The organism is Agathobaculum sp. Marseille-P7918, assembly GCF_964248325.1.
GTDB lineage: Bacteria > Bacillota > Clostridia > Oscillospirales > Butyricicoccaceae > Agathobaculum.
The window spans coordinates 1-12,319 of record NZ_CAXTXI010000015.1; the positions used below are offsets into that span (position 1 = coordinate 1).

Annotated in this window: 16 protein-coding genes and 1 tRNA gene; 6 read left to right on the forward strand and 11 right to left on the reverse strand. The window is 48.8% G+C overall.

From position 1 onward, the window contains the following. Window positions 1-149 precede the first annotated feature (149 nt). Window positions 150-226: transfer RNA gene (locus tag ACESSO_RS15585), tRNA-Arg, on the forward strand. A gap of 232 nt (window positions 227-458) precedes the next feature. Here the strand turns inward: ACESSO_RS15585 and ACESSO_RS15590 are convergent. Further along, window positions 459-629, reverse strand: a complete 171-nt coding sequence (locus ACESSO_RS15590; protein ID WP_373166467.1) for a hypothetical protein — start codon at window positions 627-629, stop codon at window positions 459-461. A gap of 304 nt (window positions 630-933) precedes the next feature. Here ACESSO_RS15590 and ACESSO_RS15595 point away from each other — a divergent pair, with 304 nt between their 5' ends. Continuing rightward, complete coding sequence (locus tag ACESSO_RS15595; RefSeq protein ID WP_373166468.1) at window positions 934-1,254, forward strand: hypothetical protein; 321 nt, start codon at window positions 934-936, stop codon at window positions 1,252-1,254. Between the two features lie 309 nt (window positions 1,255-1,563). Here the strand turns inward: ACESSO_RS15595 and ACESSO_RS15600 are convergent, their stop codons facing one another. The 8 genes from ACESSO_RS15600 to ACESSO_RS15635 all read right to left on the reverse strand — a co-directional run bounded on the left by ACESSO_RS15600 (window position 1,564) and on the right by ACESSO_RS15635 (window position 7,442). Further along, window positions 1,564-2,136 carry a recombinase family protein gene (locus ACESSO_RS15600; RefSeq protein ID WP_373166469.1) on the reverse strand — a complete coding sequence of 191 codons (573 nt, stop codon included), beginning with the start codon at window positions 2,134-2,136 and terminating at the stop codon, window positions 1,564-1,566. Between the two features lie 96 nt (window positions 2,137-2,232). Then, complete coding sequence (locus ACESSO_RS15605; RefSeq protein WP_373166470.1) at window positions 2,233-3,624, reverse strand: stalk domain-containing protein; 1,392 nt, start codon at window positions 3,622-3,624, stop codon at window positions 2,233-2,235. Window positions 3,625-3,656: 32 nt separating this feature from the next. Further along, window positions 3,657-4,049 (reverse strand): HI0074 family nucleotidyltransferase substrate-binding subunit, encoded by a 393-nt coding sequence (locus tag ACESSO_RS15610; protein ID WP_373166471.1) that lies wholly within the window; start codon window positions 4,047-4,049, stop codon window positions 3,657-3,659. After that, a complete protein-coding gene (locus tag ACESSO_RS15615) occupies window positions 4,036-4,335 on the reverse strand; it encodes a nucleotidyltransferase family protein (protein ID WP_373166472.1) in 300 nt (99 codons plus the stop codon). Before ACESSO_RS15615 ends, ACESSO_RS15610 begins: the two co-directional genes overlap by 14 nt. Window positions 4,336-4,645: 310 nt before the next feature. Further along, entirely contained in the window at window positions 4,646-5,584 is a 939-nt protein-coding gene (locus ACESSO_RS15620; RefSeq protein WP_373166473.1) for a class II glutamine amidotransferase, read from the reverse strand. Continuing rightward, a complete protein-coding gene (locus tag ACESSO_RS15625; RefSeq protein WP_373166474.1) occupies window positions 5,584-6,690 on the reverse strand; it encodes a zinc-binding protein in 1,107 nt (368 codons plus the stop codon). The genes ACESSO_RS15620 and ACESSO_RS15625 overlap by 1 nt, the downstream gene beginning before the upstream one ends. Window positions 6,691-6,704: 14 nt before the next feature. Continuing rightward, complete coding sequence (locus ACESSO_RS15630) at window positions 6,705-6,992, reverse strand: DUF960 family protein (protein ID WP_373166475.1); 288 nt, start codon at window positions 6,990-6,992, stop codon at window positions 6,705-6,707. Between the two features lie 120 nt (window positions 6,993-7,112). Further along, window positions 7,113-7,442, reverse strand: a complete 330-nt coding sequence (locus ACESSO_RS15635; protein WP_373166476.1) for a helix-turn-helix domain-containing protein — start codon at window positions 7,440-7,442, stop codon at window positions 7,113-7,115. Window positions 7,443-7,554: 112 nt separating this feature from the next. Here ACESSO_RS15635 and ACESSO_RS15640 point away from each other — a divergent pair, with 112 nt between their 5' ends. Genes ACESSO_RS15640 through ACESSO_RS15655 form a run of 4 tightly spaced genes read left to right on the forward strand, consistent with a single transcriptional unit; the run spans window position 7,555 to window position 11,690 of the window. After that, entirely contained in the window at window positions 7,555-8,241 is a 687-nt protein-coding gene (locus ACESSO_RS15640; RefSeq protein WP_297283147.1) for a zinc ribbon domain-containing protein, read from the forward strand. Between the two features lie 19 nt (window positions 8,242-8,260). Continuing rightward, window positions 8,261-9,835 carry a YARHG domain-containing protein gene (locus ACESSO_RS15645; protein WP_373166477.1) on the forward strand — a complete coding sequence of 525 codons (1,575 nt, stop codon included), beginning with the start codon at window positions 8,261-8,263 and terminating at the stop codon, window positions 9,833-9,835. Between the two features lie 29 nt (window positions 9,836-9,864). Continuing rightward, window positions 9,865-10,641 carry an N-acetylmuramoyl-L-alanine amidase gene (locus ACESSO_RS15650; RefSeq protein WP_373166535.1) on the forward strand — a complete coding sequence of 259 codons (777 nt, stop codon included), beginning with the start codon at window positions 9,865-9,867 and terminating at the stop codon, window positions 10,639-10,641. Continuing rightward, the gene (locus ACESSO_RS15655) at window positions 10,638-11,690 is read left to right on the forward strand and encodes an S-layer homology domain-containing protein (RefSeq protein WP_373166478.1); all 1,053 of its coding nucleotides are present in this window, start codon (window positions 10,638-10,640) and stop codon (window positions 11,688-11,690) included. The genes ACESSO_RS15650 and ACESSO_RS15655 overlap by 4 nt, the downstream gene beginning before the upstream one ends. A gap of 109 nt (window positions 11,691-11,799) precedes the next feature. On the opposite strand, the gene ACESSO_RS15660 is transcribed toward ACESSO_RS15655, so the two are convergent. Both ACESSO_RS15660 and ACESSO_RS15665 read right to left on the reverse strand, forming a co-directional pair. Next, entirely contained in the window at window positions 11,800-11,964 is a 165-nt protein-coding gene (locus ACESSO_RS15660; RefSeq protein WP_373166479.1) for a helix-turn-helix domain-containing protein, read from the reverse strand. Further along, window positions 11,961-12,236 carry a MerR family transcriptional regulator gene (locus tag ACESSO_RS15665; RefSeq protein ID WP_373166480.1) on the reverse strand — a complete coding sequence of 92 codons (276 nt, stop codon included), beginning with the start codon at window positions 12,234-12,236 and terminating at the stop codon, window positions 11,961-11,963. The genes ACESSO_RS15660 and ACESSO_RS15665 overlap by 4 nt, the downstream gene beginning before the upstream one ends. Window positions 12,237-12,319: the final 83 nt, after the last annotated feature.

Genomic DNA, 12,319 nt, shown 5'->3' on the forward strand with positions numbered 1-12,319 from the left:
AACTCAACTTTAACCGATGTGGCCCTATCCTTCATCCCTTTTTTATTCAACTGTCCAAGATGTATTGTACTCCTACAACCCAAAAAGAAAAAGACCGAGGAGAATGCTTTACAAACGGGACAGTAAATGGTATAATACCTTTTGTACCCGCGCCCGTAGCTCAGCTGGATAGAGCGTTGGACTCCGACTCCAAAGGCCGTGCGTTCGAATCGCATCGGGCGTACCATAAAAGCCGCTTGTTCGTAAGAACAGGCGGCTTTTTTGTAACTTTTTAGAGTGGATAAAATAAGGGGTGACGGCTTTGGCGTCCGTCTTGGCGTCCATGACGGGAGCCAAAGACAGTGGAAAACGCAAAAGGGGGAAGGTGCTCCAAGTGGTCGGAGTGTAATTATAGGACTTGGAAAAGTCAGGCATATCAATAGTTCGCAGGCTGTCAGCAAGAGGATTTATCATATGGTTTAATACATTGCTTGTTTAATTCTGGATAAAAATTCTCTAATTTCGTTAGGAATATCATCAATCTGTAATTCCGCAATTATGGCTTTCTTTGATACTTTCAGCTTTTTTTCTTCATTGAGCCAAGATAAAATCTGCTTAAGCCCCTCTTTCCCCATTCCGGATCTTCTCAATTCATCAATCTCAGTAAGCGTTTCGTTAGCTGTACGTATTTCTTTTGCTTTCCTTCGGTATTCATTGCTGGAGCGATATAATTCTAATCCGTCAAAAGATGATAATTTTTGGAGATTATCCTCAATGACAGTACAGTAATCATATTTAGCTAATTGAATGGTATTTTGTAGTGATTTACAGATTTCCGTTTCAAGTTCTTCTATCGAGGGGATTTCTTTGTTTGGGTTCAGTTTCTCAAGTGTTCGACGAAGTAGAGGTGCAGATAAAATATAGGATTCAATTTCATAGTTTTTAAGAAAATAATTGAAAGCGATGGATAAGTTTTATCAACCCATGTTGGTTTTTAAACCCTTTAACCAATCACAGGGTATGCAGGTTGGATTAAGGAACTATGCAGATCTAGAATTGCGCGAAATAAAACCTACATTTAAAAAGCTAACATGTAAGCCTTTTGGAATGTTATTTTGCAGAACAGATAGATTAGCTCTTGATTTAGCGTTATATTGTAAATTATCTTATGAAAAGATGGTTCATCTTCGAGAGCAACTTCCTCAATATGTAACGAGTTATAAAGATAATCAGAAAGTTAAAAAAATGAATATGGGGATCAAGCTGCCGAAATAATAAAAGTTTTCACCGAGCTTATAAAACAAGATATTTATTCCTGCGGGATGTGCTGGGATGAAAAGTTATTATTGGACATTACTGCGCTATTATATTACTGCGTTGCAATACAATAAGGTTGGAAAATATGAATAGTACATCTGAAGAGAAATCAAAAGCAACTAGTATTTGACTGGTAACTGAGCATGGTTGCAGTAACTTACGTTGCATTGCATCTAGATGGTTTGCAAAGCAACCGAATCATTATTATATGGCGGATGTTATCTTGATGCTGGGGTATCTGGGTGAATCTCCCAGATACCCCAGCGATTAGAATGATGCGATATGGCTTTGTGCGTATTTCACTCTGCGATAGAACGTGTTGGATTTTAATCCCGTCTGCCGCATGGCTTCCTTGGCGGTGATCTCGCCACGCTGCCAGCGGGTGGCGACGGCTTCGAAGTTATCCGGCAGGGGAAGGGGCGCGCGGCCATGGTACTTGCCTTGTGACTTGGCGATGGCGATGCCCTCGCGCTGGCGCTGGAGGATGTACTCCCGCTCGAGCTCAGCCACCGCCGCGAATATGGTCAGCATGAATTTGCCGGTCGGGGTGGTGGTGTCGATCACCTCCTTCTTGGAGACGAACTCGACCTGCTTGGCTGTCAGATGCTCCACCAACTCCAACAGGTCGCGCGTATTGCGGGCGAAGCGGCTGATCGACTCGACGATCACGGTGTCGCCCTTTCGGACGTAGCTCATCATGCGCTGCAGTTCTGGGCGGTCGGTGTTTTTGCCGCTCGCCTTGTCGATGAAGATCTCGTCCGCGCCCAGATCGCGCAGCAGCGCCTGCTGCCGGGCGGGGTTCTGCTCCTCCGTGCTAACGCGGACATAGCCGATGTTCATATGACTGCCTCCTTTTGGTTCCGTCCAACGGATGGAAAAAGCCTGCCGGAAAATCCGGCAGGCTTTACCTTACTGTATATGCATTTTTAGCGATGCTCAACTTGCGCACTTCTGGCATGGCGTCAGACCGAGCGACTTGGCGTTCGACAACGTGGTCGGCGTGGCATTCTTGCCCGCGCAGCTGGCCTCATAATGATAGCGTTTGCCACTGGGCGTGATGTATACAGTGGACGGGACGCTGTCCTCTTGTCCGCCTGCATCGACCGAGGTGCTGGGTGTGGATGGTTCGGACGGAGTGGAAGGCGTTGTTGCAGGCGGTTTAAGCGCGGCCGTTCCCTTTTCCGCTGTCAGGCGGCAGGTCTGGCCGTCGGTCATGGCAATAATTGTGCCGTTCAAATCGGTACGCCAGACTGGCACGCCGGTCAGTTTTTGCAGCGTCGTGGCGCTCGGATGTCCATAGCTGTTGCCCGCGCCGCAGCTAATCACCGCGGCGTTCGGCGAAACCGCAGCAAGGAACGCGCTGCTCGTGGATGTGCTTGACCCATGGTGGCCAACCTTGAGCACATTGCTCTTAACATTCGTACCCGCCGACAGGATGGCATTCTCGACTTCGGTTTCCGCGTCACCCATAAACAGGAACGATGTATTCTCATAGGTTGCTTTAAGAACGATCGAGGTATTGTTCAGATTATCTGCCTGCTGCGCGGCCACGACCGAGACTGTCGCGTCGCCCAGCTGGAAGGCCTGGCCCGCGATCGGAACGGTCACAGAAACATTTTTTGTCTCGATTGCATCCAGCACATCCGTGTATGTCTGCGTGTTGGTAGTCGTGTCTGGCAGCAGTACATTGTCTACATCAAGTGCAAGGATGACGTCATCCATGCCGCCGATGTGATCGGCATGCGGGTGGGTGCCAACCACATACTTCAATTCATCCGCGCCTACATCACGCAGATAGCTGACAATATCGTCGCCGTCCTCGTTGTTGCCCGCGTCGATCAGCATGTATTCGCCGTCGCTCGACAACAAGATGCTGTCCGCCTGCCCGACATCCAGATACTCCACAACAAGCGATTCATGGTCGGAGGTGATAACATATACACTTTCTGTATTGCCGTCCCACAGCACGCGTGCGTCCAATGACTCGGAGACAAAGCGCGCCGGCACCATGGTGCGACCACCGATCAGCTTAGCGGGAACGTCCAGCGTTTGCGCGCGCCCATTGACATAGGCGGTCGTGTTGTCGATGGTAACCTGTACAGTCGTGCTGGCCTTTTGAGCCGAAGCGGTCTGCGTAGCGTTGTCCCAAGTCACATCAGCGTCCAGCGCTTCAAAAATTGCGCGCAGTGGCACCAGTGTACGACCGTTCAGGATGGTCGGCGGCACATCGGTTTGCAGCGCGCCGCCGTCCACATACAGGTCAACAGCAAACGTGCTCGGCAACAGCATTGTCAGCGCAAGCAGAGCGGAAAGAAGTTTCTTTTTCATAGTAGAACCCCTCGATCATAGCATAATTTCCGCTAATGCACCCAGTTTTGCTCAATGGATGTTTGCAATGCGCGGAACAGCGGTAGATAGGTGCTGCTGATCTGCGAAATGATCTCAAGGGCGGTTTGCTGGTTGTACGCGTGTGACGCGAGATTGCGCGCCTGCAATGCGTTTAGCCAAGCAGCCTCATCGTCGATCATATGCAGTCGATAGGCTTCCTTGATAATGCTGCGCGGCGAGCCGGTCACAGCGGTGTTGACACCTTCGTTTTCCATCGCCTCTTTTATGGCCTTCCAAGCCTGCTCAAAACAAATTTGATAGAGCGAAACCAGCCCGGTCAGTACAACATTGTCATAGGGCGGCTGATAATTTTGGATATCCTCCAGATTGTGCAGCGCCTTGCAGAAATTCTCAAACTTTTTCATAAAGCACTTTTCCGTCCTTCTCAATATTTTCAAGCAGCGCCTCATCCACGGTACAATCTAGATTGACCACGTCATATTGCAGCAGGGTATCAGTCTCTTCGTCTACCGCAAGCGCGAAGCCGGAAATATCACCGCCGCTGACCGCAAGGTCGATGTCGCTGCGTTCTTTGAAGTCGCCACGCGCGCGGGAACCAAACAAGACCACCTGGCACAAGCCATATTGTGCCGCGAGATCGCAGATCTGTTTCAAAACGACATCGCGGATGCCGGTCGATTCGGGCAGCATATTATCCCTCCTAGTTAGATTGTCCTCATTATAACAAAAATCGCTCTGCCCGTAAAGCAAGATGCTGTCGAATCGGGTCGAAGTGTTGCAATAGGGTCGGGTTCCGTTTTGACATATTGCAAAACCCCAAAACCGACCCTATTGCCATACTTTTCGCGTGTGTCAGTAGGGTATACCCTATTGACAGGCTATTTGTCTGGTGGTTTGCTGTTTTTCGCGGACTTCTCTGCAATCTCGATCACAACCTCGACCAATGCGCCGAGCAGCTCGAATGCTTTGGAAATTGCCCCATGTGTGATGATTCCCCCTTTTAATATGCGTATAGTAATTCGCCGGTCATTTCGTGCAGCAGCGCCGGGTCGTACAGCAGCTCCTCAATCTCGTCCGGGTCGCAGCCGTAGTCTAAGAGCGCTTGCACCTCGGCTTCGCTTACGCCCATCGCTTTGGCAGCGGCGACCAGCTCGTCATGCAGACCGCCATCCTCGTCCCAAGGGTAGCCGTAGCACGGGGAATAGCGCCACCAGTGTGGATAGGTCGTGCGCGGCATAAAGCTGTCGGTGGTTTGGGAGCCATGTTTGTCGATCCTCAAGATTTCACCTTCCTCCGGCTGCTGTACGCTTTCCGGTTTGCCCAGCCGCAGACGCTTGGTTGCCTTAACCAGAATGTCCTGCGTAGAAGCATAGAGGACAAAACCATCATAGTGAAACAGGCACAGCGGATTGTCACCCACGACAAACCAGATGGCATCCTCACTGTCTAATACCGTAAATACAAAAGAGCCCTCGACTTGTTCGGCCATGGTTTTCAGGCTGGCAAAGTCGAGGGCGTTTTGTTGTTGTAAGAGCTGCACAGCAACATAGCTGTCGGTTTCGACGCTGGTCTGCGGCAGGTTTTCCTGTTGTCGCAGGAGCTTATCGTTCCACAGGATGCCGTTATGCGCGAGGGCAAAGGTTTTGCCATTGATGCTGCCAGGGAATGGATGGTTGTTTTGATTGAACTTTTCGTTGCCCTGTGTCGTCATACGGGTATGTCCCATGATGACGTTCACATCACTCGGCACGCGCAAGCGCAGCTTGCGGGCTGGCAGCGGGCGCTTGAAGATGCGCAGCCGTCCGCCGAAGTGGTAGGCGATGCCGGTCGCATCCGTGCCACGCACCTCGCATTCGCGGGCAAGAGTGTTCAAAATGCGGTTCTTTTCGCGCGTGGTGAGCTTGTTTTGGTGATCAATTAGTCCGAATAAACTGCACATCAGCATGCCTCCTCATTCTCTATGTTGGTGTTTACCGGCTCGTTGACATAGAGCCGACGTTCTTTTAGGTACTGGATCAGCTCGGGTTCTTCGATACGGTCGAGAAAATCGAACCAGCTCAAGTCCTGCAATTCCGCGTCGGAAAGCGAAATCGCCACCTCACAGAGGTGGTTTACCATCTGCAAAGTGGCGATTAAAGTGTTCAGTTTTAGCGTGCCACGGAACAGGCGAAGCTCAATCGTGTCCGCATTGGTAAGGTTAACGGCGGTGTACCGTCCGGCACAGGAGTCCTTCGCGTGGTTGAGTTGTTCCCGTGGACACAGTTTCATGCCGTAACGTGCTGCCCAGCGATTGAGCTGTGCCTGCGTCCTCCGGCTGAACCGCAGCAACTCCGGCCAGAACTTTTCGACGAAGTACACCAGCCGCGCGATACAGGATTCCTGTGTCTCGTAAGTACAGCCGAACGCCATGCGCGAAATATGAACGTGCAGCCCACAGGTGCCTGCACCGTGGCTGCGGTAACCGAGGTGCTTGGCTTCGTGTAGGATGTCCTCCCACGGCATTTCGTTCAGATGATAGTCCAGCGTCATCGGGTGGGTGACGAGTTCAAGGCCGTCGTCCAAGCTGCCATCTGTTTTGATGTACAGGTTTTCAGAATGGCGGTTGGCAATGTCGAGAAAACGGCGTGCGTGCGCGGTGCTTTCTCCGCCCTCGTCGATCTCGAGTTCCACACCAAAGCGGCGCAGCCCCTTGCCGTGGAACACCAGTTCCGGCATATAGCTATATTCATGGATCGGTCCGGACTCGCAACGGTCATCATAGCAATCACGGCACAGATCTTCGCCGCCATATTGGTAGACAGAGTCGTTTGTAATCAACGCGCCGCAACGTTCGCAGTGGGTATAAAAGCGCTCCCGGCAGGCGTGGCAGAGGACATGGGTATCGTCACCTTCGTCATCGTCGATGTAGATGCGCGTGCCGCATTCGTCACACAGGATAGTCAGGTCGCCTGCGCAGTCCGGGCAGAGCACATCCTCGCCAACGTGGAACATTTCATCAAGCGGGTGGACAGCTCCGCAGTTATCACAGGTGTAGGTTTCTTGCATAGTATTTTCCTCCCCTAATATTCTTCGGCCAGCAGCATGGTGCTGTGGGTTTGATCGTCAATGACATAGATTTTGGCGCTCACCGCGTTGCCGCAGGGAACGTCCATTTCGTAGGAATAAGGCGGCTGTTCCTGTGAGTGGGCGATGTGCTGTCCGGCTGCGGTGCGCGTCAACTGGAATACCTGCAAGTAATCGCGTTGTTCGTCCGGGATGCGGTCAATGAGGCTCCAGAGCAGGATCACCAACCAAGCGGGAAGGCCATGCTGCACGCCGCGGGTCAAGTACTTCGGGTTTTGAAACATAGGCAATTCTCCTTTGAAAACGAAAATAGCCACTGGAACGACGTGTCGTTCCAGTGGCTCTATTATTATAGTATGTGTTTGATATGGCTGCAGGTTCAGATGTGAAAAAGCGGCCATTATTTACTCAAGCGATAAGATATTCTGTAAGATGATTGCAATTTTGTTTAGATTATTAACAGAAAGGCCTTGAAGCAGATCGTGCAGTTCCGTCAATATGGCATCTTTTTCTCCGCTGACTGGTTTCGGCTCGGCGAATAGTTCTGCCATTGAAATATCTAGCGCGCAAGCGATCTTTTCCAGCGTTTTTACGGTTGGGCTCTTAAGGCCGCGTTCCAAATGTCCTAAGAATGCGGGGTTGATCTCTGCCTGTAGTGCTAAAGTTTCCTGACTCCATCCTTTCAGCTTACGGAAGTATCGGATGCGGCTTCCGATATCGATTGCACAATACATAGCTTCACCTGCCCTTTGGTATTACGATATCTTCACAATTAGTATTGCGCAAATCCTTAAAAGTATTGTATAATAATACCTATAAAGATTGAAATGATCAGGGGGAGTTGAAATGAGCAAAAGATGTATAAATTGCGGTGCTGAGCTACCAGATCATGCGAAATTTTGCAATAAATGTGGCGCTACAGTGCCAGAGCAGAACAGTGCACTGTTTTGTCCGAAATGCGGTGCAAAGCTGGAGTCGGGTACGAAATTCTGTGGTAGTTGCGGAACTCCGATTGGAGGAGCTGCCAATACAGCTTCAGCAGGTACGGGTACTTATACGCAGGATCAAACCGGAAATCCTCAACCGATCACGGATTTTAGTATGGTACGCCCAAAGAAAAAGAACTGGACGAAAGTACTGGCGGGAATCGGTATCGTTGTGGTTATCTTGTTTGTAATTGGAATTTTGTCTGAGGATAAAGCCAGCAGTATTGTCCAGAACGGCACCTTCGATGATTATTCAGATAAAACGGTAGGCGAAGCGTTTGAAGAACGGTTTTTAAAAGGATCATGGTCGTCGGAAAATAGTGGGGATATAACGTATGTCACGTTCACAGGCTATGATTCCGATACGGTCACTGATTGGGAAATCGTGTTCAAAGTTTTAGATAATCGCTTCCGTGTGGAATCCGTTGCGGTCGATGGGGAGTATTATACTGACGCGTTATCAATTTCAGCTTTGCTGGAGTACGTCTATACAGGGAATACAGATTCTTTGTTAGGATATGCTTTCTTACAGGCATTGTTTTCATAAAAAGTAAGGAGTAATACATATGTTTTGTACAAAGTGCGGCAAAGAATTGCCGGATGGAAGTGCGTTTTGCACGAATTGCGGTGCAAAAATCGTATCAGAATTCTCAAACGGACAAGCGCAAAAGTCTGATCCACCACAGCCTGAGACAGCCTCTACAACCGAGTCCCATAGGGTATCCAAAACGCAGGATGGAATCCAATTCTCTCAACAGCAGACAGCAGAACAATCCGCAACGAGTGCATCAAATACAGGGTCAGAAGAAACGAATTCGGAAACAGTTGTGCAGCAGATCATCGGGAAGAATGCAGAGTACTATTTGACTCAATTTGTTCGCATGCGACAGGGTGCCAAAAGCAAAATAAATTGGGCATCGTTCTTTCTTGGTATAGGTCATGCATCCTATCGCAATGTATGGCGAGAGTGGCTGAAAGCAGTTCGCCTACCTTTGATACTGAGTATCGGCCTACAGGTGCTTGGTATACTGTTGCTACAGATTCAATTTATCCTTGGAATTATTGTGGAATGCCTTTCCATACCGGTTTCGATATGGTTTTGGGTTGCAGCGCTTTTACTATCAAAACGGTTTAATCAAATTTATATGCGTCATGTCGAAGATAAAGTGGCAAGACATGATTTGAAGCCGGATCCCTCCATCGGCAGGGCTATTTTAACTTGGTTTGTCAGTTGGATTGCCTATATGCTTCTTATGAGTATTTTGTCTTCGCTTTTGATGAGTGCGTTGATTGGCGCGTTTAGTGGAGCGAATGAACAGATATTAGATGATATGGTACCAAATCAGGAAATTGTTGATTCCATAGAGCCAATATCTCCAGAAACGGATGATTCTTTGGATTCACAAGCTTACGCAATCGATATGAATGATTATGTGGGCTCTTGGATGGTGGATCGGTATAACAGTTACATGGATGGCTTTGTTGGTTTTACCATCGAAAATAACAACGATCAGTTTTATTTCTCTGCAAATGGAGTATGGAATCAAGGCGATCGTGTCACCAACATTGAGTATGCGCAGATCGAACTCAATTACGAGGGGACCCAAGCGGGCGGTTATTATGAAGATGATCGCGGCAACACGGGCGATATCATTTTGGACTTTGAGGATGGAGAACTGTATTTAACGATTACTGTGGATGGCAGCGGCAATTATAGCTTCGCCATGTCGCATGAGCATTGTACGCGAGATTATGATACGGCAGGAAACATATCTGAGCCGGAAAGTGCGCCGCAGACGCAATCCTATAAGTTCTATCACGAGGATCATACCTACTCCAATGGAATGGATGGCTTGGGTGGATATACGATCGGTGAAGATCATCTTTGGCCGACCGATACGTTGACGATTACGGATGCAGATCTGAACGAGTTGACCCGCATGGAGGTTGCCGCTATCCGAAATGAAATCTATGCACGTCATGGCTATACATTCTCTTCGCAGGAATGGGCTGATTTCTTTGCCACAGCTACATGGTATGTACCAAACTTTGCATTCTCCAACGATATGCTGAATACAACAGAAAAACAGAATGTTGAAACCATTCTTGCCTATGAAAAAGCACGCGGGTGGAACCAATGAAGCAAATACTTTGCTGCTTGCTAATTACTATGTGCCTAAGTGGTTGTGCATTCAGTCTCAAACAAAAAACGGAAAGCGTATCTGGTCAGACAGAACCCGTATCATCTCAGCAACAGGTGAAGCAAGACGAACAGGAGATGGTGCAACCGGAAAAGAATTTGCCGTTGGAGGGAAAAGTGATCTGTGTAGACCCTGGCCATGAGGTTACCAATTTGCGGGAACAGGAACCGATCAATCCCTATAGCAGCGAGACAAAAGAGGCGTTTGTGGGCGGCACAACGGGCAAAAATCAAACAGAAGAACAACTGAACTTGTCGGTCGGCTTGAAGCTGCAGGCGCTGTTGGAAAAGCAGGGCGCGACGATTGTAATGACGCGCACGACTCATGAAAGCGATATGACCAGCTATAAGAGAGCAAAGCTAGCAAATGAGAAGCAGGCGGATCTGTGTATCCGCATTCACGCCGATGGTTCGACTGACTCTTCGGTACATGGAATGTCCATGCTGGTGCCGTATGGAGAGCAGCTTGCTTCGCAGTCGATTGTGGAGCCAAGTCGCCTTGCCGGAGAATATGTGTTGACGGCTGCCATCAAGGCTACCGGTGCGAAAAATAACGGCATCGTGCAGCGCTCTGATTTAACAGGGTTTAATTTCGCAGAAGTGCCGACGATTTTAATCGAAATGGGCTTCATGAGCAACCCGGAGGAGGATGCGCTGATGGAAACCAAAAGCTATCAGGATCAACTGGCACAGGGGGTGTGTGATGGTATTATAGCGTATTTTTCTGATCAGAAGAACAATGAATGAAAGAGGGAACAATGATGAAGATGATGAAAAGAAAAATGGCATTGGCACTGACAGCGCTTACTTTGTTTGGAGGGATGCTGCCTGTGGCAGGCGCTGCATTAAGTGACTTTACGCAACAACGTACTTATTCCGGTCAATTTTCAGATGTAGCTGCAAATGCTTGGTACTATGACAATGTAAAGACTGCCTATGAGCTTGGATTGGTGAATGGTTCAAGCAACACGACCTATTCGCCGGAGGATAATATTACGGTGGCGGAAGTGCAGACGTTGGTAGCGCGCATTCATGCGACCTATCATGGCAATACCATCCCTGCAAAGTCAGGGGCTTGGTATACCCCATATATAGAATACTGCATGGAGCACATCGACCGTGAGATTTGCTCCATGGCATATATGGTGGATGGGGGCACTAAGGTAGCAGATACACCGGCTAGCAGAAGCTATTTTGCATATTTGATGTATGCCGCGATGCCGTCGAGTGAATACACCGCAATCAATACCGTGGCAAATGGATCGCTTCCTGATGTGGACAATATCGTATTCATGGATGCCAACAAGCGGGTTTATGCGTTGTACCGCGCAGGCATTTTGACGGGAAGTGATAGCCAAGGTACCTTCCATCCGGATTCGAATATCACACGTGCAGAAGTTGCTGCAATTGTTGCGCGCATGATTGACCCTTCTCAGCGCAAAACTTTTGTATTGCAGAATGAACCAAGTGAACCTTCTTTGGATAACTATGTGGGTCAATGGTACTTTGTGAACACTCCGGATAGTGGGCTTTCGATTGAAAAAATAGGAAATGATTATTATTTGACGCTGACGGTAGTGCAGGGAACCGGCCTTCGGTTCAATGGCACATTGGAACCGGCAAAGCTTGTCAAGATGGGGTCGTATTATCAAACGGAACAGTTTGATACAATGGCGGCAACTACTGCAATAACGCAACTTCGTCCGGAAGGGTCGCAACTGGTTATTTCTTGCACAGAGTATGGGGATAGCAGCTTGTCGATCAACATGTCAGGTGTCCGTTGCAGCAGAAGATAGTTTTTTTATTTATAAGACAAGTTCTTATATGTAGTTATGGATGAAGCTACCTGCAGTGATGTCCAATGTAACGATATAAAATCGCTTCGATGAATTGAAAGTATTGTAATTATAACGTGTTTTCCAGAAAAAGTAGAATGCTTTCCATGGTAATCCGCCACTCCCGGCCGACTTTAACGGCCGGGAGTTCTCCGTTTGCGATCATTTTGCGAATCTGCTGGCGAGTGGTTTTCAGCTGCGCGGCGGCTTCTTTCACTGTCAGGATCTCACTCATGCCCATGGACCAGACTTCCTTTCCGGATTGGTATTGCCCCAAGAGGAGTAGCTGCCGCCGTCAGTGGCATTGCGCTGCTCCCGGTAAATGAAATTATGCAGCTTGCGTACCAAAACTTTGCGAAAGCCCCAGTTGCCGTACTGGTCTTCCTGCGGTGAAATGCTGTATTTCTCGACATATCGCCTGAGGTTGGCCTTGTCCATCTCGAACAGACGACAAACCTCGGCAATGGTGTAGAAGTCCTTCATATCGTTATAGCTGATGTATTTCATGCGATAACACTCCTTAACGTGAATTGGAATTTGGCGGCACGGGAAGATGCAGCGCACCGTATTTCATGCCGTCTTATTTCTAT

Coding starts and splice junctions, on each gene's coding strand:
- ACESSO_RS15600 (WP_373166469.1), bottom strand. CDS start 2,136: ATGAACATCGGCTATGTCCGCGTTAGCACGGAGGAGCAGAACCCCGCC.
- ACESSO_RS15605 (WP_373166470.1), bottom strand. CDS start 3,624: ATGAAAAAGAAACTTCTTTCCGCTCTGCTTGCGCTGACAATGCTGTTG.
- ACESSO_RS15610 (WP_373166471.1), bottom strand. CDS start 4,049: ATGAAAAAGTTTGAGAATTTCTGCAAGGCGCTGCACAATCTGGAGGAT.
- ACESSO_RS15615 (WP_373166472.1), bottom strand. CDS start 4,335: ATGCTGCCCGAATCGACCGGCATCCGCGATGTCGTTTTGAAACAGATC.
- ACESSO_RS15620 (WP_373166473.1), bottom strand. CDS start 5,584: ATGTGCAGTTTATTCGGACTAATTGATCACCAAAACAAGCTCACCACG.
- ACESSO_RS15625 (WP_373166474.1), bottom strand. CDS start 6,690: ATGCAAGAAACCTACACCTGTGATAACTGCGGAGCTGTCCACCCGCTT.
- ACESSO_RS15630 (WP_373166475.1), bottom strand. CDS start 6,992: ATGTTTCAAAACCCGAAGTACTTGACCCGCGGCGTGCAGCATGGCCTT.
- ACESSO_RS15635 (WP_373166476.1), bottom strand. CDS start 7,442: ATGTATTGTGCAATCGATATCGGAAGCCGCATCCGATACTTCCGTAAG.
- ACESSO_RS15640 (WP_297283147.1), top strand. CDS start 7,555: ATGAGCAAAAGATGTATAAATTGCGGTGCTGAGCTACCAGATCATGCG.
- ACESSO_RS15645 (WP_373166477.1), top strand. CDS start 8,261: ATGTTTTGTACAAAGTGCGGCAAAGAATTGCCGGATGGAAGTGCGTTT.
- ACESSO_RS15650 (WP_373166535.1), top strand. CDS start 9,865: ATGTGCCTAAGTGGTTGTGCATTCAGTCTCAAACAAAAAACGGAAAGC.
- ACESSO_RS15655 (WP_373166478.1), top strand. CDS start 10,638: ATGAAAGAGGGAACAATGATGAAGATGATGAAAAGAAAAATGGCATTG.
- ACESSO_RS15660 (WP_373166479.1), bottom strand. CDS start 11,964: ATGAGTGAGATCCTGACAGTGAAAGAAGCCGCCGCGCAGCTGAAAACC.
- ACESSO_RS15665 (WP_373166480.1), bottom strand. CDS start 12,236: ATGAAATACATCAGCTATAACGATATGAAGGACTTCTACACCATTGCC.